Source organism: Mycobacterium sp. AT1, from assembly GCF_002043095.1.
GTDB lineage: Bacteria > Actinomycetota > Actinomycetes > Mycobacteriales > Mycobacteriaceae > Mycobacterium.
On record NZ_MVOC01000044.1, the window covers coordinates 184,462 to 203,341 of the forward strand.

Below are 18,880 nucleotides of genomic sequence, written 5' to 3' on the forward strand. Positions count from 1 at the left end.
TCCACGGCGGGAGCGAAGCGACCTCGGCGGGCAGTCCACGCAAGGACGGCTCCAGCGGAGCGACCGGGGACGCAACCCAGGAGTGCCGTCCACGCGGGAAGTACTGGTGGGTGCGCTGGCTGCTGGTCGGCGTCGCCGTCACCGTGCTCGCCGTCGAAGTGGTGCTGGTGTGGGATCAGCTCGCGAAGGCCTGGCGGAGCCTGTTGTCGGCGAACTGGTGGTGGGTGCTCGCCGCCGCGTTCGCGGCGCTGGCGTCCATGCACAGCTTTGCCCAGATCCAGCGCACGCTGCTGAAGTCCGCTGGGGTCGACGTCAAGCAGTGGCGTTCGGAGGCCGCGTTCTACGCAGGCAACGCGCTGTCGACGACGATGCCGGGCGGTCCGGTGCTCTCCGCCACGTTCGTCTACCGACAGCAACGGCTGTGGGGCGCCTCCCCCATGGTCGCGTCGTGGCAGCTGGTCATGTCGGGTGTTCTGCAGGTCGTCGGCCTGGCGCTGATCGGCCTCGGGGGCGCCTTCCTCCTTGGCGCCAGCAAGAACCCGCTGTCGCTGATCTTCACCCTCGGTGGGTTTCTCGCCCTCCTCGTGCTGGCACAGTCGGTCGCCGCCAACCCTCAGCAGATCGACGGCATCGGCGTGAAGGTGCTGTCGTGGTTCAACTCGTTGCTCGGCAAGCCCGCCGACAACGGCCTGGCCAAGTGGCGCGAAATCCTGTGTCAGCTCGAGTCGGTCAGCCTGAGCCGGCGGACCCTGGGCACCGCCTTCAGCTGGTCGGTGTTCAACTGGGTCGCCGACGTCGCGTGTCTGGCGTTCGCCGCCTACGCCGCGGGCGGCAAACCGTCACTGGCGGGTCTGACGGTCGCCTACGCGGCAGCGCGCGCGGTCGGCTCCATCCCGTTGATGCCAGGCGGGCTTCTGGTCGTCGAGGCCGTGCTGGTTCCCGGCCTGGTGTCCAGCGGGATGACGCTGGCGTCGGCGATCTCGGCGATGCTGATCTACCGGCTGGTGAGCTGGATCTTCATCTCGGCGATCGGCTGGGTGGTGTTCTTCTTCCTGTTCCGCACCGAGAGTTCCGTCGACCCGGACGCGGCCCTCTACGAGAACCCGGTCGACGACCCCGCCGACGCCGGGGCGATGCCCGCACAGTTCAGCCCCGACCCCGAGGTGTCCTACGAACCCGAAGCCAGACACGAGCCCAAGGAGCGGCCATAGGATTGGCGAATGCACCGCATCGGCTCAGGCACCGTCGCCCTTCTCGGTGCGGCCACCCTCCTGACCGCGTGCGCCAACCCGACGGAGGGCCCGCCCACGTCGAGCAGCGCCGCCCGTGCGACGGCGACGCTGCCCGCGTCGACGCCTCCCGCTCAGGCCACTCCCGTGCTCGCCACCGTGGTCGCCGCGCCCGTGCCGGTGCCCACCACCGACGGCAAGCGTCACCTCGCCTACGAGCTGCAGCTCACCAACGCCTTGGACGGCGACGTGACGCTGACGTCGTTGTCGGTCAAGGCGGGAACCGACGAGCTGCTGACCTTGGCCGGCGACAAACTGGCCTACTGGATGCGGGCACTCGGGGCACCGCAGACTCCCACCACGACGTTGGGCCCCGGGCGGGCGGGCATCGTGTGGCTGGACGTCGTCCTCGACGAGTCGGCGCCGATTCCGACCGACTTGTCGCACACCATCGTCGCGAACCTGGCCACCCCGATGCCGCCGCTGCTGCCCGCCACCGTGACGGAGAACGCCGTCGCACCCGTCACGGTCTCCACGCACCAGCCCGTGGTGATCTCGCCACCGCTGGACGGTCCGCGCTGGTTGGACGGCAACAGCTGCTGCGACATGACGTCGCACCGGATGGCCATGAACCCGCTCGACGGAAACCTTTGGGCCGCTGAACGATTCGCCGTCGACTACGTGCAGTTGAGCGCCGACGGGACCATCGTCACCGGCGACAGATCCCGGCCGGAGAGCTACCCGTACTTCGGCGCGCCCATTCACGCCGTCGCCGACGGGCCCGTCGTCGCCGTGCTCGACGGCCTGCCCGAACAGGTGGCAGGCGCCAGTCCCGTCGGGCTTCCGCTCGAGCACTACGCGGGCAACCACGTGGTGCAGGACATCGGCGACGGAAACTTCGCCCTGTACGCGCACCTGAAGACCGGCAGCGTCACGGTCAAGCCCGGTGATTCACTGACCGCCGGTCAGGTGATCGCCTACCTCGGCAACACCGGCAACACCGACGCCCCGCATCTGCACTTTCACGTGATGAGCACACCGGACCCGTTGCGCTCCAACGGTTTACCCTTCGTGTTCAAGGATTTCACCCTCGACGGAAGACTGGCCTCGATGAACGCACTCGACCCCCTACTCACGGGACAACCCGCGTCGATGGCCCCTGGGACGACTCCGCGTGCCGAGAAGGCCGTCAGCCCGTTGGTACTCGACGTGATGACCTATGCCGCGGGATGACCGCAGGGCGGTGGCTGCTGCCGCCACGGCAGACGCGGTGTGCGTGTTGGTGTTCTGCGCCATCGGCAGGCGCAGTCACGCCGAGGGCATCACCGTGGCGGGTGTCGCCGAGACGGCATGGCCGTTCCTGGCTGGAACCACGTTCGGTTGGCTCGCGGCAAGGGCATGGCGCCGCCCGACGACGCTGGCGCCCACCGGCGTCGTCATCTGGCTGAGCACGGTCGCCATCGGAATGCTGTTGCGCAAGGCCACGTCTGCGGGAACGGCACTCAGCTTCGTGGTGGTCGCTTCGCTTTCGACCGCCATCCTGCTACTCGGTTGGCGCCTCGGCGCAAGGGCCCTGGCTCGCCGCTGAGCGAATCGTCGGATTCCGAATCCGACTCCGGCTCAGGGGACGTCGACACGGTCAGGGTCGCCCTCAGCCCACCGAGCGGCCCCTCGGACAGTTCGATTCCGCCGCCGTGCAATTGCGCCTGCTGAGCAACCAGCGCCAGTCCCAGCCCCGATCCGCCCGGCGTCGCGGTGCTGCCGCGGGCGAACCGGCCCATGACGAACTGATGCTCGTCGGCCGGCAGGCCGCAGCCGTCGTCGTCGACCACGATGGTGAGCACCTCGCCGCGGCCGTCCGCCGCGGCGTGCCGACGCGCGGTCAGCAGGATCGTGGAGGCACCGCCGTGCGTAATGGCGTTGCGCACCAGGTTGTCCACCGCGAGCCGCAGCCCACCCGGCCAACCCCAGATTGCCCCGATGGCGTCGTCGCTCTGCACGACGACCTCCACGTCACCCGCCCTGGCGTTCTCCCTGGCCACCCGGTCGAGCATGTCGGTGACGTCGATCAGCTCCCGGTCCTCGACCTGCGCGAGCTGACCCGACGCGAGCTGACCGAGGGCGGTGATGATGGCCTCCACGCGCCGCTGGGCGCGCGCCAGATCCCCGACGACCTCGTCGCGTTCCTCGGCGGGCAAATCGTGGATCCGCAGCGTGTCGAGGTCGGCTCGCATCGCGGTCAACGGCGTGCGTAGCTCGTGTGCCGCGTTGGCCGCGAAGTCCTGGGCCGCCTGAAGGGAATTCGTGGTGGCCAGCTGCGCCGCGGCGAGGCGCTCGAGCATGCCTGCCATCGCATCCGACAGTTCTTCGGCCTCGCGCGCGCCCTTTACCGCCGTCATCCGGTCGCTGCCCTTGCCGAGCCGCATCGTCTGCTCGGTGAGCCGCCGCAACGGCCTGATCGCCGGACCCGCCAACATCCAGCCCAACCCGCCTGCGATGAGCACGGTCACCACGCCGACGGCGGTGTACAGCGGAATCCGCGCCCGGTTCAGCAGGATGCTGTCGGCGCGGATGCCCACCGACATCAGCACCCCGCCCTGCTGGTCGACGGGGATGGTCCGCACCCGGTACTCGACGCCGTTGACCTCCACGGTCTCGGTGCCGGGCGGCAGCTGGGGCAGCTGGAAGCCCCGCTGGAACACCACCTGCCCGGACAACCGCTCCCGGCCGGTCTGCAGCACGCCGTTGGTCTGGTCGTAGACGCTGGCGTCGACGATCGAGTCGAGCCGCCGGTCGAGCTGCGCGGCGTCGTTGTTGGCGAGCACCACCGACGTCAGGACGGTGAACACCGCGACCACCGCGGCGGCCGCGGCGGCGGAGGCCAGCGCGACGCGCGTGCGCAGCGAGGCGGACCTGCCAAGACGATGCAGCGGCACCTCAGGGCTCGTCGCGCAGGACGTACCCGATCCCCCGGACGGTGTGGATCACCCGGGGATGGCCTTCGCGCTCCAGCTTTCGCCGCAGGTAGCTGATGAACACGTCGGCGACGTTCGTGTCGACTTCGAAGTCGTATCCCCACACCAACTCGAGCAGCCGCTGCCTGGTCAGCACCACGCCCGCGTTCTCGGCGAGGACTGCCAGCAGGTCGAACTCTCGCTTGGTCAGCTCGGCACGGTCACCCTCGACGAACACCAACCGCCTGGCCGTGTCGATGGTCAGATGACCGACGGTCATGGTGTCCGGCGACCGGTCCGACAGGCTCGACCGGCGCAGCAAGGCGTGCAACCTGGCGACCAACTCGCCGAGATCGAACGGCTTGGTGAGGTAGTCGTCGGCGCCTGCCTCGAGTCCGGCGATCCGGTCGTTGACCGTGTCCCGCGCGGACAGCACGCAGATCGGGATGTCGTTGCCCAACGCCCGCAACGCCGTCACGACCGCCACGCCGTCGAGCTCCGGCATCTGGACGTCGAGCACCAACGCGTCATGCGACTCGTTGGACAGCAGCCGCAACGCTTCCTTGCCGGTAGCGGCGACCCTGACGTCGAACCCCGAGTGCCGCAAACCGCGGGATACGGACGTTCTGACGTCGGGATCGTCGTCGACCATCAACACCGTGCGACCCGCGCCGTCAAGCGCAGGTGGTTCAGCCACCTGCACCCGGGTTACGGAATTGCGGGCGCAGGAGCGGCGCCGCAGCGGTTCTTCAAGTCGACCAGAGGCTGACGGATGCCCGTCAGGTCGGCCTTGGCCATCGGGTTGGCGTTCATGTAGTCGGCCACCTTGGTACGGATCTCTTCACGGGGCAGCCCCTCGAGGCTGGTGAAGAAGTAGTTCACGTCCGGGTGGGTGAACAAGTACGCCGACGTCGAGGCCGACACTCCCGACGACACGCCTGCGAGATCCGCGGCGGAGCAGTTCGGGGGGTTGAGGGCCGGATCATCTGCCAGGGCAGACGGAAGCGCTCCGAACAACATCGCGCCTGCGATCGCACTGGCGCCCATCGCGCCAGCTACCGCACGTCGCCCAGCGAGGGCAGAGAGCAACATGATCAAGCTCCTTCTTCGAATGTGCACAGACCTTCAAGATTCTTCGGCGACCGCACCTTGATGCGGTTGCCGACACCGGAAAGCTAAGCAGAATCGGTCGCGAGATTCTCGCCTTGCGTCCAATCCACGGCCGAAAACGCCGAACATCCTGCTCACGGCTACCTCGTGAACACGCAGACGAGTCGCTTGGGACTACCTGGGAGTCACCGTCACGGGGCCTGGGAGCGGACCGGTCCCCGGTGTGACGGCGGTGGCGGCCGGTGACTGGGCAGGCAGGGCGACCCCGGGGGTCCCAGCGTTCGGCGCGGTCGACAGCGCGCTTGGCAAACTCCCCGGCACGGATCCGACCGGCGACTGCGCCCCCTGAAGAAGGCCCATCACCTGCGGCAGGGTGAACGGCAACCGGCAGCGGGCGGAAAGACCCTGGAGCGGGGCCTGCAACGCCTGCATGTCCTTGGCCGCCTGCGGGTTGGCGTCGAAGTACGTCTTGAGCGCCCCGAGCGACTGCGGACCCGACTGCTGCTGCGAGATGGTGGTCAGCGCGGCGTTGGTCTCTGGATGCGCGTCGAGGTAAATGGCCGTCGAGGTCGCGACGGACCCGATCGTGCGGGCCACCTCGCTCGCCGCGCAGGGGTCGGCCGCTGCGGTGGCCGAGGGGGCCGACGGGGTCGCCATGGCGGCAAGGACGGCACCGCCGACGACGGATGCAGCGAACACGCCACCGAGGCAGCGCCGGACGGCGGAGGTAGTGGTATTCATGTCACCGGCCATGATGCCATCGGCACGGCTCAGCTACCAATCACACAGCAAATACCCAGGTCGGCTCGGTGGTGGCCCGGGACCACCCTTGGCCGTCGCGCGGGTCGGTTACCCTACCTCGTGCTGCGGTACGCTCACGGAACGAAACACACGGAGTAACGCCGGATTTCTCGCGGGGATTAAGGCAGGGGCCAGCCATCCAGCAGTTCATGTTGCGGTTGAGCAGCAAGCTGCGTCGATACCGCTGGGCAGTCTTCATCGCGTGGCTGCTCCTCTTGCTTCCGTCGGTGTACCTGGCCCTGAACCAGTCGGGCAATCTCACCGGCGGCGGCTTCGAAGTGGCCGGCTCGCAGTCGCTGAGCGTCGAGCACGCCATCCAGGATCACTACCCGGATCAGGGCGCGTCCCCGTTGGCCTTGGTGGCCGCACCACGCGCCGACGCCTCGTTCGACGACATGACCGCGGCGGTCGGGCAGCTCGAGCGCATCGCGGCCGAGGTTCCCAGCGTCAAGGTGATGCCCAATCCGCAGCAGCCACCGCCGCAGCCGGATCGGCCGTACGTCGTCTCGTTGCAGACCGACTTCAACAGCGGCAGTTCCGACGTCGCCAAGCAGCTTCGCAAGAAGGTCGGCATCAACGGCGATCAGCCGGGCCAGATCGAGAACGGCCACGTCAAGCTCTACGTCATCGGCCAGGGCGCGCTCGGCGCCGCGGCCAGTGAGGCCACCAAGCACGACATCGCCCAGGCCGAGAAGTGGAACCTGCCGATCGTCATGATCGTGTTGCTGGCGGTCTTCGGATCGCTCGCGGCCGCGGCGGTCCCGTTGGTGCTCGGCATCTGCACCGTGGCGGTGACGATGGGGCTGGTCTACCTCCTGGCGATGGTCACCCAGATGTCGGTGTTCGTCACCTCGACGGTGTCGATGTTCGGCATCGCCCTGGCCGTCGACTACTCCCTGTTCATCCTCATGCGCTTCCGCGAAGAGTTGCGGTCGGGCCGCGACGCGGCACAGGCCGCCGACGCGGCGATGGCGACGTCGGGCCTCGCCGTGTTGCTCTCGGGTCTCACGGTGATCGCCTCGGTGACCGGCATCTACCTGATCCACACCCCGGTGCTGGCGTCGATGGCCACCGGCGCGATCCTGGCCGTCGCGCTGGCCGTCCTCACCTCCACCACGCTGATCCCCGCAGTGCTGGCCACCTTCGGCAAGGCCGCGTCCAAACGGTCGTCCTACCTGCACGTCTCGCGTCGACCCGAGACCACGCAGTCCAGGTTCTGGACCCGCTGGGTCGGCTGGGTGATGCGACGCCAGTGGATCTCCGCACTGGGTGCGACGTTGGTTTTGGTCGTGCTGGCCGCCCCGGCGTTCGCGATGACGCTCGGCAACAGTTTGCAGCGCCAGTTCGAACCCACCCACGAGATCCGCGGTGGCATCAGCGCCGCCGCGCAAGCGCTCGGCCCGGGTGCACTCGGCCCCATCCGCGTCCTCGTCACCTTCCCCAACGGCAACGCCAACGGTTCGCAGAACACCGGTGCCCTGGACTCCTTGCAGCAGAAGATGAGCCAGGGACCCGACGTCGCCACGGTGTCACCCCCGGTGTTCGCCAACGACAACCGCAGCGCCCTGCTGTCGGCGGTCCTCTCGATCGACCCGGAGGACCCCGCCGCGCGCGACACCGTCGACTGGCTGCGCGCCGAACTACCGGGAGCTGCCCCCGGCTCCCCCGCCGTCGTCGACGTCGGCGGGCCCACCGCGCTGCTCAAGGACTTCGACCACCGCGTGGCCACCACTCAGCCGATGGTCTTCGTATTCGTCGCACTCATTGCGTTCGTCATGCTGCTGATCTCGATCCGCTCGGTGTTCCTGGCGTTCAAGGGCGTCCTCATGACGTGCCTGTCGGTGGCGGCGGCGTACGGCAGCCTCGTCGTGGTGTTCAAGTGGGGCTGGCTGGAGGCACTCGGCCTTGAACCCCTCGGGTCTCTGGACAGCACCATCCCGCCGCTGGTACTCGCGATGACCTTCGGCTTGTCGATGGACTACGAGATCTTCCTGCTCACCCGCATCCGCGAACGCTTCCTGCAAACCAACAACACCCGCGACGCGGTGGCATACGGCGTCAGCACCAGCGCCCGCACGATCACCAGCGCGGCACTGATCATGATTGCGGTATTCGTCGGATTCGCGTTTGCGGGGATGCCGCTGGTTGCCCAGCTCGGCGTGGCGTGCGCCGTCGCGATCGCCGTGGACGCCACGATCGTCCGCCTGGTGCTGGTGCCGGCGCTGATGGCGATGTTCGCGCAGTGGAACTGGTGGCTGCCCGGCTGGCTGGATCGCATCCTGCCGTCGGTCGACTTCGAGAAGCCGCTGCCCAAGGCCGACATCGGCGACCTCGTCGTCATCCCGGAGGACATCTCCACCACGGGCCCGTCAGGAGCCGACATCCGCAACGTCGTGAAGTCCGCGGCGAAGCTCAAGACGCTGGCTCCGCAGACCGTCACCGTCGCCGATCCACTCGCATTCAGCGGCTGCCTCCCTCCTGGCGGATCGATCGCCGCGCACGTCAAGGGGGGTGACGAACCACTCGAACGCATGCGGCCCGGCGACACGCTGCGCCTCAGCACCGCGCACTACGGGGGCGGCAGGTCCGGGCGGGCGGCCGCGGCGAAGAACGGCAAGACTGGCAGCCGGTTCTTCCCAAGGCAGCCAGTCCACCCGGTGACGATGTGGCGCGGCAGGCTCGCCGTGGCGCTCGACGCCCTGGCCACCGCGGCCGACGCGGACCGGCCAACGGTGCGACGTCTCAGCCCGATGGAGACCACCAACGTCCTGCTGCCCACCGGCGACCGTCTCCAGATTCCGACGGGCGCCGAGACGCTGCGGCTCAAGTGCTACCTGATCATGTGCCGCAACAACGCCAGGGACTTCGCAGAGTTTGCCGATCTCGTCGAGTCGATGGAGACTCAAACCGCGGCGGTGGTGCTGGCCGAAATGGACCGGTACTACTCTGGTGAGCGGTTGAGAAGCCACTGGGTGGCGACACAACTCGTACGGCGGTTGGCCGACCCACACCCGTCGGACGACGACGAAGACTGGATGGGCCCCGAATCGGAGTCCGACTGGGCACACGTCAGGCAACGCTGCCTGTCGGTGGCAGTTGCGATGTTGGAGGAGGCGAGGTGACGTTGACTTCGGATACGCGCGGCGATGCCGCTGGTCGCCCCAGGCCCGCCGCGAACGCACCTCGAAGCCGTCCCGCCGTCGACCAGCGCCCCGTCGAGTTCTGGCCGACGTCGGCCATTCGCGAGGCACTGGAGACCGACGACCTGACCGTGTGGCAACGCATCGTCGTCGCCATCAAACGCGACCCGTATGGCAGAACGGCCCGTCAGGTCGAAGAGGTTCTCGACAACGCGCCGCCCTACGGGGTGTCCAGGGCGTTGGACGAAGTGCTCACCCGCACCCGCGCTCATCTCGAGGCCAACGAGTGCGCCGAGGTGGGCCGCCACATCAGCATGCTGCTGCAGCGCTCCGGCCTCGGCCAGGATGAGTTCGCTTCGCGCATCGGCATTCCGGCCGATCAGTTCGCGTCATACCTTCAGGGCACGACCAGCCCGGCGGCCTCGCTGATGATAAGGATGCGGCGGTTGTCCGACCGCTTCGCCAAGATGCGCGGCCACGCCGACTGACTAGCGAGAGTTGATCGGCGACAGATCGTCGACCAGCCAGCGCCCGTCTTGCTTGAGCAACGAAACCCGCAGCGGCAGAGGCACACTCGACGGCTGCTTGCCGGGAGCGTTCTGAGTTCCCCGCATGATCACCGCGACCACCGCGGCCGCCGGACCGATCGCTTCGACTCCCGCGGAAACCGTGCTGGCTGACACCGTCAGCCCCTTGCTCGTCAAATCCTTTGCCATGGAGTCGAATTCGCCACGAAACCCGTCGGCGCCCTTTGGCGTCATCATCGCAGTCAGCCGGTCGACGTTGGCGCTCGGGTTCTGCGGGGTGAACGTCGCCGACGCCTCCGCGGCGCTGCTGGCGATGCCGACCACCTCGGTCATGTCGCGGTTCATCTGTGCCTGCGGCGCCGTCCACCGCGCGTAGCCGACCACGACCGCGGCCGCCAGCGCGACGGTGGCCAGCCCGACCACGGCCAGCCGTAGACCCGGCCCGTCGTCGTCGGTGCCGACGGTGACGCCGTCGCGCCGGTACAGCACGGTGTTGACCACGACGCCCTGGACGATCAGCAGGCACACCACCGAGCACACCGACACCCACCACAGCGGCCAGGCCAGCGCGACGCCGAGGTACACCAGCGCCAGGATCGCGGCGAGCGGGGCGAGCACGTCGAACGCCAGCACCCTGAAACGGTTCCTCATCGAATGGTCTCCAGCCGCGACACCAGCAGCTTGCCCGCGACGTCGGAAATGGCCAACCGCAACGTCCAATGCACGGTCAGCGGTTTGGCACCCACGTTTTGGCTGACCGAGGTGGCGACGACGAGGACGTTGTCGGTGCGCGACGACACCGTGGCCAGCTCGGGCTGCGGTACCGGAGGCAGCCCCGGATCACCAGGTGCGGCGTGGAACAACGACTCGATCGCGACCGATTCGACCTGCCCGACGGTCTGGGATTGCAGCTTCTGCACCACCTGGCTGAACGGCTCGACCGCGGTCTCGAAGTTCGCGTTGAGCTGACCGACGGTGCCGTCGTGCAGGGTCTGCATGCTCTGGGTGACGGTGCCGGAGTTCATGTTGATCAGCACGCCGGTCCAGTCGGCGGCGGCTTGCAGCACGCGGGTCTGGTACGCGCGTTCGTCCACGTCGTTGCGGTGGCCGTTCCACAGCAACACCCCAAGGACGACCGCCGCCACCGAGACGAGGCCGAGTACCGCGGACCCGATTCCGAACCCGGTCATGCCGCCACTTCCGGCCGGGGTTGGCTCGTCGTCGAGCTGGTCTGGCATGGCCGTGAGGGTACCCGGCCCCTCAAGGCGGCCGCGGCTGGCAGGATGGTCGAGTGACGTTAGAAGCTACCCACTCCGGTATCGACCTGTCCTTCGTCGACGACGACACCCGCCCACAAGACGACCTGTTCGGCCACGTCAACGGTCGCTGGCTGACCGACTGCGACATCCCCGCTGACCGCGCCACCGACGGCGCCTTCCGGCTGCTGGCCGACCGGGCCGAGGAACAGGTGCGCGACCTGATCGTCGAGGCCGCTTCGGCCGATGCGGCGGCAGGCACCGACGAGCAACGCGTCGGCGATCTGTACGGCAGCTTCATGGACACCGAGGCGGTCGCGCGGATCGGTGTGCAGCCACTGGTCGACGAGCTCGAGACCGTGGACCTCGCGGCAGACCGGACCGCGCTGGCAATCGTCCTCGGCGGGCTGCAGCGCACCGGCGTCGGCGGCGGCACGGGCCTGTACGTCGACACCGACTCCAAGGACTCCACGCGCTACCTCCTGCATCTGTCGCAGTCCGGCCTCGGCCTGCCCGACGAGTCCTACTACCGCGACGCCCAGCACGCCGAGATCCTGGCCGCCTACCCCGGACACATCGCGCGGATGCTGGCACTTGCGCTCGGCGAGGAGCCGCAGCCCAACGAGTGGGAGGCCACTGCCGCCCGAATCGTGGCCCTGGAGACCAAGATCGCCGCCGCGCACTGGGACGTCGTGAAGCGCCGCGACGCGGACCTCACCTACAACCTGCGCGCGTTCACCGAACTGGTCGACGAGGCACCCGGGTTCGCCTGGTCGGAGTGGCTCACCGCGATCGGCACCACGCCTGAGGCTGCGGCCGAGGTCGTCATACGCCAGCCCGACACCCTCACGGCCTTCGCCGCGCTGTGGGCCGACGAGGATCTCGAGGACTGGAAGTGGTGGCTGCGGTGGCGGGTGATCAGCGCCCGGTCCTCGATGCTCACCGACGAACTGGTGGCGGAGAACTTCGACTTCTACGGTCGCACGCTGAGCGGCACAGAGGAGATTCGCGACCGCTGGAAGCGCGGCGTGGCGCTGGTCGAGAACCTGATGGGCGACGCGGTCGGAAAGCTGTACGTGGAGCGGCACTTCCCGCCGGACGCCAAGGCCCGGATGGACGAACTCGTCGCCAATCTCCGTGAGGCGTACCGCGTCAGCATCAACGATCTCGAGTGGATGACACCGGAGACGCGCGAGCGGGCCCTGGCCAAGCTGGACAAGTTCACCCCGAAGATCGGCTACCCGGTGCGGTGGCGCGACTACCCGGACCTGGTCGTCGACCGAGCCGACCTGTACGGAAACTACAAGCGGGGCAACGCCGCCGGCTACGACCGCGAGCTGGCGAAGCTCGGTGGCCCAGTGGACCGCGACGAGTGGTTCATGACGCCGCAGACGGTGAACGCCTATTACAACCCGGGCATGAACGAGATCGTCTTCCCCGCAGCGATCTTGCAGCCGCCGTTCTTCGACGCCGACGCCGACGACGCCGCCAACTACGGTGGCATCGGCGCGGTCATCGGCCACGAGATCGGCCACGGCTTCGACGACCAGGGCGCCAAGTACGACGGCGACGGCAACCTCGTCGACTGGTGGACCGACAGCGACCGCACCGAATTCGGTTCGCGCACAGAGGCTTTGATCGCCCAGTACGAGAAGTACGTGCCGCGGCAGCTCAGCGGCGGGCAGCACGTGAACGGCGCCTTCACCGTTGGTGAGAACATCGGTGACCTCGGCGGCCTGTCGATCGCACTGCTGGCCTACGAACTGTCGCTGGGCGGGTCCGAGGCTCCCGTCATCGACGGACTGACGGGTGTGCAGCGGGTGTTCTACGGCTGGGCGCAGGTGTGGCGCACCAAGTCCCGCGACGCCGAGGCCATCCGGCGACTTGCGATCGACCCGCACTCACCGCCGGAGTTCCGGTGCAACGGCATCGTTCGCAACCTGGACGCCTTCTACGACGCTTTCGAGGTGGCCGAGTCCGACGAGCTGTACCTGGAACCCGGTCAGCGCGTGCACATCTGGAACTAAGGGCCCGCTGCCCAGCAGTCCGCAAGCGGCCCCAGCAGACGTAAAGGGCCCTGAAACACTAGGTTTCAGGGCCCTTTACGTCTGCTCGCGGACTAGTGGCGAGCTACATCTGCCAATCCTGGGCGCCGTCGTTCTGGTTGTACAACCCGACGGAGTTCTTCACGACGATCGGATCGCCGCTGCCGAAGTTGTCGAAGAACCACTGCGCGTTGGCCGCGCTGAGGTTGATGCAACCGTGGCTGACGTTGCGCTTGCCCTGATCGGCGACGGACCACGGCGCGCTGTGCACGAAGATGCCGCTGTTGTCGATCCGGACCGCGTCCTGAACCTTCAGCTTGTACCCCTGCGGGGAGTTGACGGGCACGCCGTACGTCGAGCTGTCCATGACGATGTCGTTGAACTTCTCGAGCACGTAGTAGGTGCCATTGGGGGTGTCGTTGCCCGTCTTGCCGAGCGACACGGGGAACGTCTTCTCCAACGTTCCGTTGCGGACGACCTGCATCTGGTGGGTGGCGTTGTCGATCGTCGCCACCAGCGACTCACCGGTGCGGAAAGTGGACTTGGCGCCACCGGCGTCGATGTTGACGGTGGTGTTGGCCGGCCAGAAGTCGATCGGACGCCAGCGCAGCTGCGTGTCACTGAGCCAGTAGAACTTGCCGGGCACCGGCGGTACCGACGAGACGTGCACCGCGGACTGGGCCATCTGGCGGTCAGCGATGGGCCGGGCGAAGTTGATCGCGATCGGCTTGGCGACGCCAACCATCGAGCCGTTGCTCGGGTTGAAGGACGGCGCGGCGAAGACCGGCGGCCCGGTGTACGGGGTCGGATCCTGTCCGGCAGGTGTGCCCTCGGGGATCACCGCGGGCGCGGGCGCGGGTGCGCCCAGCGGATTGAACGGTTGCGGCGCCATCGGATCTCCGGGCGGCTGGAAGCCGAACGGCATCGGGGCGGGCGGTGGCACGTCCCCGAACGGGGGCGGGGCCGGAGCCTCGATCGGCTGCGAGTCGATTGCCGCAGGATCCGGGTTGACCTCGGGATCTGCCCAGGCAGATGGGCTGCCGATGACGAATCCTCCGATGAGACCAGCGGCGAAGATCGCCGTCGCAAATCGCGTCGTGGTCCGCGTGAACGTACTTTGGCGCATGCGCCACCTCCAATACAGTGATTCAAGTGTTACACAGCGCGGGGACCAAGCACTTCCGGCGATGAGCCACCTCCCGGGGGCACCGCTCGACGGAAACCGCACTGACCTGGTTGTTCTTCGCACGGGGCCGACGGTTCGTTACCTTGCTCGCAGCCAAATGCTCAGGACTTCACCAGCCGCGCGATGGCGGCGGACGCTTCGGCGAGCTTCTTCTCGGCCTCGGGGCCACCCTCTGCGACGGCGTGCGTCACGCAGTGCCCAAGGTGTTCGTCGAGCAGACCAAGGGCGACCGACTGCAGCGCGCTGTTGACCGCACTGATCTGGGTGAGGACGTCGATGCAGTACTTGTCCTCTTCGATCATCTTGGCGATGCCGCGCACCTGGCCCTCGACGCGCCGTAGCCGCTTGGCGTAGTTCTCCTTGTGCGGCGAATACCCGTGTGGCGCCGCGTTTTCCACCGGTTGGTCGGTCATTGCGCGGCCACCATCTTCTTCATCTGGGCGATTTCGGCCTCCTGCGCCGTCACGATCTGGCTGGCCAGCGCCTTCGCGTCGGCGTTGGCGCCGTCGGCGATCTCGGTGTTGGCCATCGTGACGGCCCCCTCGTGGTGCCCAATCATCGACGTCAGCCAGAGCTTGTCGAACTCGGCACCCTTGAGGGTTTCCAGCTTCGCCATGGAGTCGTCGTCGACCATTCCGGTCATGGCGCCCATGTCGTGGCCCTCGTGCCCGGAACCCTCGCCGGCGTTCCACTGGACGAGGAATGCCTTCATTGTCTGGATCTCGGGCTCCTGGGCCGCGGAGATGTCGGCGGCGAGCTTGATCACCTCGGGGTTGGTGGACCGCTGCGGGACGAGTGCGGACATCTCCACCGCCTGCTCGTGGTGCGGGATCATGCCGGAGACGAAGGCGACGTCGGCGGCGTTGTTCGGGGCGGCAGCACTGGATTCGCTGCCGTGGGTGTGGTCGGTGTGACCATCCGACGAGGTCGAGCTGGGGCTCGTACAGGCGGACACGAACAGGGCTGTGGCGACGGCGGCCAGCAGAGCGATCAACGTCTTCATGAAAGCCACCGTACCGGATACCCCACCGGGGTATCCGGAATGGTTTGGTCGGCGAACGACCCGAAGGCATAATCGATCAATGCCCTCAGACGCATCGCCCGGCCCTGACGCTCTTCGCGCAAGCGGCTCATCACCCGACATCAAGCCCCGTAGCCGCGACGTCACGGACGGCCTTGAGAAGACCGCCGCCCGCGGAATGCTGCGGGCCGTCGGCATGGGCGACGACGACTGGGTCAAGCCTCAGATTGGCGTCGGATCGTCGTGGAACGAGATCACGCCGTGCAACATGTCGCTGCAGCGACTCGCGCAGTCCGTCAAGGGAGGCGTGCACTCCGCTGGCGGCTACCCGCTGGAGTTCGGCACCATCTCCGTCTCCGACGGCATCTCCATGGGCCACGAGGGCATGCACTTCTCGCTGGTGTCCCGGGAGGTGATCGCGGACAGCGTCGAAACCGTGGTGCAGGCCGAGCGCCTCGACGGCACCGTGCTCCTCGCGGGATGCGACAAGTCGATCCCCGGCATGCTCATGGCTGCCGCCCGCCTCAACCTGGCGAGCGTCTTCTTCTACAACGGCTCGATCATGCCCGGCGTCGCCAAGATGACCGACGGCACTGAGCGGGAAGTCACGATCATCGACGCCTTCGAGGCCGTCGGCGCCTGCGCCCGCGGGCTGATGTCGCGTCAAGACGTGGACATCATCGAGCGCGCCATCTGCCCGGGCGAGGGCGCGTGCGGCGGCATGTACACCGCGAACACCATGGCCAGCGCCGCCGAGGCACTTGGCATGTCGTTGCCGGGCAGCGCATCCCCGGTGGCCATCGACAAGCGCCGCGACGAGTACGCCCGCCAGTCGGGCGAGGCCGTCGTCGAGATGCTGCGCCGCGGCATCACCACCAGTGACATCCTCACGCTCGAGGCGTTCGAGAACGCCATCGCCGTCGTGATGGCGTTCGGCGGGTCCACCAACGCCGTGCTTCACCTGCTGGCGATCGCGTGGGAGGCCGGCGTGAAGTTGACGCTGGCGGACTTCACCCGCATCGGGCAGAAGGTGCCGCACCTCGCCGACGTCAAGCCCTTCGGCCGCCACGTGATGAAGCACGTCGACGAGATCGGTGGCGTGCCCGTCGTCATGAAGGCACTGCTGGACAACGGTCTGCTGAACGGGGATTGCCTCACCGTCACCGGCCGCACCATGGCCGAGAACCTCGCCCACATCGAGCCGCCGGATCCCGACGGCAAGGTGCTGCGCGTGATGAGCAATCCCATTCACCCGACGGGCGGCATCACGATCCTGCACGGGTCGCTGGCTCCCGAGGGCGCGGTGGTCAAGTCGGCTGGCTTCGACTCCGACGTGTTCGAGGGCACCGCAAGGGTTTTCGACGGCGAACGCGCCGCGATGGATGCACTCGAGGACGGCACCATCACCAATGGCGACGTCGTCGTCATCCGGTACGAGGGCCCGAAGGGCGGACCGGGTATGCGCGAGATGCTCGCTATCACCGGTGCCATCAAGGGCGCGGGACTCGGCAAGGACGTGCTGCTGATGACCGACGGCCGGTTCTCGGGCGGCACCACCGGTCTCTGCGTCGGGCACATCGCGCCGGAAGCGGTCGACGCCGGCCCCATCGCCTTCGTTCGGGACGGCGACCGGATTCGGCTGGACGTGGGCACCGGCACGCTGGACCTGCTCGTCGACGCCGACGAATTCGAGTCCCGCAAGGCGGGTTTCACCCCGCCGCCGCCCAAGTACCCCACCGGCGTGCTGGCCAAGTACCGGAAGCTGGTCGGCTCGGCTGCCACCGGCGCGGTCTGCGGCTAGCTGGTCAGTCCAGGGACCTCGACGCCGTCCGCAGCTCGTCCAGAGCTGACAGGGCGTACTCGGCCAAATCGCGTCCGTTCTGGTCGCTTTCGGACCAGCGGGCGTAACCCTGTTTGAAGGCCAGCACGCCGAGCTCTCCGGCCAGGTGTGCGGTCATCTCGGGAACGCCTCGGGCCAACAATGCCGTCGTCATGGCTGCCGCGAGGCTGACCGTCTTCAGGGCGTCGCGCTCCTGCAGCTCGGTGCTCGCCGCGACGGCCGCCTTGATGCGGGGTCCGAGCTCCCGGTTGTCCGGACCCATCATCGTCGCGACGCGTTCGAGGGCCGTCGCGACGGCCACCATCGGGCTCGCGCCGCCGGGCGCCTCCGCGATGCCCTCGGAAAGCAACCGGCACATGCTTTCCTGGCCGGCGACTAGTAGCTCCCGCTTGTCGGGGAAGTGGCGAAAGAACGTGCTCTTCGTGACGCCGGCCCGCTCGGCGATCTGGGCGACGGTCGTGGCGTCGTAGCCCTGCTCGGTGAACAGGTCGACGGCGGCGAGCACCAGTCGCTGACGCGCACCCGGTTCCCAGCGACCCATGCCCACATCCTAAGCGACGGGACTTTTGTCCCATCAAGTTGTACGGTGACGGGACAAAGGTCTCATCGCAACGATTGGAGTGTCCCGTGCGCGTCTTCATCACCGGGGGAACCGGCACCATCGGCTCGCCCGTCCTCGCCGAGCTACTCGGCAACGGCCACACCGTCCTCGCGCTGGCCCGCTCGGAAGCCTCGGCGACGGCGTTGTCCGACGCGGGCGCCGTGGTGCTCCGCGGCACCCTGTCGGATCTCGACGCCCTGCGGGACGGAGTCCGCCGAACCGACGGCGTCATCCACCTCGCGTTCGGACACGAGGCAGCCACCCCGGATGCGTTGGCACGCGAGATCGTCACGGAAACGGAGGCGTTGGCGACGATGGGTCACGAGCTGTCCGGCAGCGACCGGCCGATCGTCGTCGCCTCCGGTACGCCGTGGGTCGTGGGACGCGCGTCTACCGAGGCCGACCCGCCACCGACGGAGGGGCCGGTTGGGGGTCGTGGCCGCGCCGTGCTGGCACTCCTAGATCTCGCATCGCAGGGGGTGCGCAGCGTCGCGGTACGCATCCCGCGTACCGCACACGACCGCGGAACCGGCGGATTCGCAGGGCTTCTCGCCACGACGGCGCGGCGCACCGGTGTCGCGGGCTACCCCGGCGACGGCACCCAACGCTGGCCCGCCGTGCACGCACGCGACGCCGCCGTTCTGTTCCGGCTGGCCCTGGAGTCCGCACCGGCGGGCACGTCGTGGCACGCGGTCGACGAGGAGGGCGTGGCGGTGCGCGACATCGCGGACGTCATCGGACGTCGACTGGGACTGCCCGTCCAGCCGGTGTCGCTGGAGGAGTTCGGCCCGTTCGGCGAGATCTTCCTGCTGGACCAACCTGCGTCCAGCCGTCATACGCGCGACGCGCTTGGCTGGCGCACCACCCGTCCCGGGTTGCTCGAGGACCTCGAGAACCTCCAGCCCTAGTTCGGAATGGCGGGTGGTGGTTGTGGCTCGAACGGTGTGTACCACCACCAGTCGGCGCGTTCACCCAACGGGCCGCGACACGGTTTCACCGATGGGCGGGGCTGGGTTGGTGGCCGGGCCAGTGATCCGGGGTTGAGGGTCTTGCCGTCGGCATCGGTGACCACCAGGTGCCCGGCGGGCCCGGTGATGGTAATGCCCCCGCTGTGATGAAGGCGGTGGTGAAACGGGCACAACAACACCAAGTTGTCGAGCTCAGTAGCTC

At 68.1% G+C, this 18,880-nt stretch carries 19 protein-coding genes; 8 read left to right on the plus strand and 11 right to left on the minus strand.

The annotated features are described in order from the left end of the window. Positions 1-110: 110 nt before the first annotated feature. From B1790_RS20785 to B1790_RS20795, 3 genes are read left to right on the plus strand one after another with little or no spacing between them, the layout of a single operon-like run. Positions 111-1,211 (plus strand): YbhN family protein, encoded by a 1,101-nt coding sequence (locus B1790_RS20785; RefSeq protein WP_233165238.1) that lies wholly within the window; start codon positions 111-113, stop codon positions 1,209-1,211. A 9-nt stretch (positions 1,212-1,220) separates the two neighbouring features. Then, positions 1,221-2,462: a M23 family metallopeptidase gene (locus B1790_RS20790; protein ID WP_079925127.1), complete on the plus strand. Its 1,242-nt coding sequence runs from the start codon at positions 1,221-1,223 to the stop codon at positions 2,460-2,462. After that, positions 2,449-2,817 carry a DUF3054 domain-containing protein gene (locus B1790_RS20795; RefSeq protein ID WP_079925128.1) on the plus strand — a complete coding sequence of 123 codons (369 nt, stop codon included), beginning with the start codon at positions 2,449-2,451 and terminating at the stop codon, positions 2,815-2,817. The genes B1790_RS20790 and B1790_RS20795 overlap by 14 nt, the downstream gene beginning before the upstream one ends. Here B1790_RS20795 and B1790_RS20800 read toward each other — a convergent pair. The 4 genes from B1790_RS20800 to B1790_RS20815 form a co-directional block, all read right to left on the minus strand. Continuing rightward, the gene (locus tag B1790_RS20800) at positions 2,732-4,165 is read right to left on the minus strand and encodes a HAMP domain-containing sensor histidine kinase (protein WP_079925129.1); all 1,434 of its coding nucleotides are present in this window, start codon (positions 4,163-4,165) and stop codon (positions 2,732-2,734) included. The genes B1790_RS20795 and B1790_RS20800 overlap by 86 nt on opposite strands. Before the next feature lies 1 nt (position 4,166). After that, positions 4,167-4,835 carry a response regulator transcription factor gene (locus B1790_RS20805; RefSeq protein WP_198952074.1) on the minus strand — a complete coding sequence of 223 codons (669 nt, stop codon included), beginning with the start codon at positions 4,833-4,835 and terminating at the stop codon, positions 4,167-4,169. Between the two features lie 56 nt (positions 4,836-4,891). After that, positions 4,892-5,275: a heme-binding protein gene (locus tag B1790_RS20810; RefSeq protein ID WP_079925131.1), complete on the minus strand. Its 384-nt coding sequence runs from the start codon at positions 5,273-5,275 to the stop codon at positions 4,892-4,894. A 192-nt stretch (positions 5,276-5,467) separates the two neighbouring features. Then, positions 5,468-6,034 carry a hemophore gene (locus B1790_RS20815; protein ID WP_079925168.1) on the minus strand — a complete coding sequence of 189 codons (567 nt, stop codon included), beginning with the start codon at positions 6,032-6,034 and terminating at the stop codon, positions 5,468-5,470. A gap of 209 nt (positions 6,035-6,243) precedes the next feature. On the opposite strand from B1790_RS20815, the gene B1790_RS20820 reads away from it, so the two are divergent. Further along, on the plus strand, positions 6,244-9,216 hold the full coding sequence (locus B1790_RS20820; RefSeq protein ID WP_079925132.1) for an MMPL family transporter: 2,973 nt from the start codon (positions 6,244-6,246) through the stop codon (positions 9,214-9,216). Beyond that, the gene (locus B1790_RS20825) at positions 9,213-9,722 is read left to right on the plus strand and encodes a helix-turn-helix transcriptional regulator (protein WP_079925133.1); all 510 of its coding nucleotides are present in this window, start codon (positions 9,213-9,215) and stop codon (positions 9,720-9,722) included. Before B1790_RS20820 ends, B1790_RS20825 begins: the two co-directional genes overlap by 4 nt. Here the strand turns inward: B1790_RS20825 and B1790_RS20830 are convergent, their stop codons facing one another. Together B1790_RS20830 and B1790_RS20835 are read right to left on the minus strand one after the other, a co-directional pair. Next, positions 9,723-10,412: a hypothetical protein gene (locus tag B1790_RS20830; protein ID WP_079925134.1), complete on the minus strand. Its 690-nt coding sequence runs from the start codon at positions 10,410-10,412 to the stop codon at positions 9,723-9,725. It abuts the gene before it with no gap. Beyond that, positions 10,409-10,999, minus strand: coding sequence for a hypothetical protein (locus B1790_RS20835; RefSeq protein ID WP_056557925.1), 591 nt, complete (start codon positions 10,997-10,999; stop codon positions 10,409-10,411). Before B1790_RS20835 ends, B1790_RS20830 begins: the two co-directional genes overlap by 4 nt. A gap of 53 nt (positions 11,000-11,052) precedes the next feature. On the opposite strand from B1790_RS20835, the gene B1790_RS20840 reads away from it, so the two are divergent. Further along, positions 11,053-13,044, plus strand: coding sequence for a M13 family metallopeptidase (locus tag B1790_RS20840; RefSeq protein ID WP_079925135.1), 1,992 nt, complete (start codon positions 11,053-11,055; stop codon positions 13,042-13,044). A gap of 103 nt (positions 13,045-13,147) precedes the next feature. Here B1790_RS20840 and B1790_RS20845 read toward each other — a convergent pair whose 3' ends face one another. From B1790_RS20845 to B1790_RS20855, 3 genes are all read right to left on the minus strand, one after another. Beyond that, positions 13,148-14,188 carry a L,D-transpeptidase family protein gene (locus tag B1790_RS20845; RefSeq protein ID WP_079925136.1) on the minus strand — a complete coding sequence of 347 codons (1,041 nt, stop codon included), beginning with the start codon at positions 14,186-14,188 and terminating at the stop codon, positions 13,148-13,150. Between the two features lie 161 nt (positions 14,189-14,349). Beyond that, on the minus strand, positions 14,350-14,661 hold the full coding sequence (locus tag B1790_RS20850; RefSeq protein WP_079925137.1) for a metal-sensitive transcriptional regulator: 312 nt from the start codon (positions 14,659-14,661) through the stop codon (positions 14,350-14,352). Beyond that, the gene (locus tag B1790_RS20855; RefSeq protein WP_079925138.1) at positions 14,658-15,251 is read right to left on the minus strand and encodes a DUF305 domain-containing protein; all 594 of its coding nucleotides are present in this window, start codon (positions 15,249-15,251) and stop codon (positions 14,658-14,660) included. The genes B1790_RS20850 and B1790_RS20855 overlap by 4 nt, the downstream gene beginning before the upstream one ends. Positions 15,252-15,330: 79 nt before the next feature. Here B1790_RS20855 and ilvD point away from each other — a divergent pair, with 79 nt between their 5' ends. After that, the gene (ilvD, locus tag B1790_RS20860; RefSeq protein WP_079925139.1) at positions 15,331-17,070 is read left to right on the plus strand and encodes a dihydroxy-acid dehydratase; all 1,740 of its coding nucleotides are present in this window, start codon (positions 15,331-15,333) and stop codon (positions 17,068-17,070) included. Positions 17,071-17,074: 4 nt separating this feature from the next. Here ilvD and B1790_RS20865 read toward each other — a convergent pair whose 3' ends face one another. Continuing rightward, complete coding sequence (locus tag B1790_RS20865; RefSeq protein ID WP_079925140.1) at positions 17,075-17,650, minus strand: TetR/AcrR family transcriptional regulator; 576 nt, start codon at positions 17,648-17,650, stop codon at positions 17,075-17,077. Positions 17,651-17,736: 86 nt separating this feature from the next. Between B1790_RS20865 and B1790_RS20870 the strand changes: the two genes are divergently transcribed. Then, a complete protein-coding gene (locus B1790_RS20870; RefSeq protein ID WP_079925141.1) occupies positions 17,737-18,618 on the plus strand; it encodes an SDR family oxidoreductase in 882 nt (293 codons plus the stop codon). Here the strand turns inward: B1790_RS20870 and B1790_RS35395 are convergent. Beyond that, on the minus strand, positions 18,615-18,880 hold a 266-nt coding region (locus tag B1790_RS35395), incomplete at its 5' end, for an HNH endonuclease signature motif containing protein (RefSeq protein ID WP_233165237.1). The two genes, B1790_RS20870 and B1790_RS35395, sit on opposite strands and share 4 nt — an antisense overlap.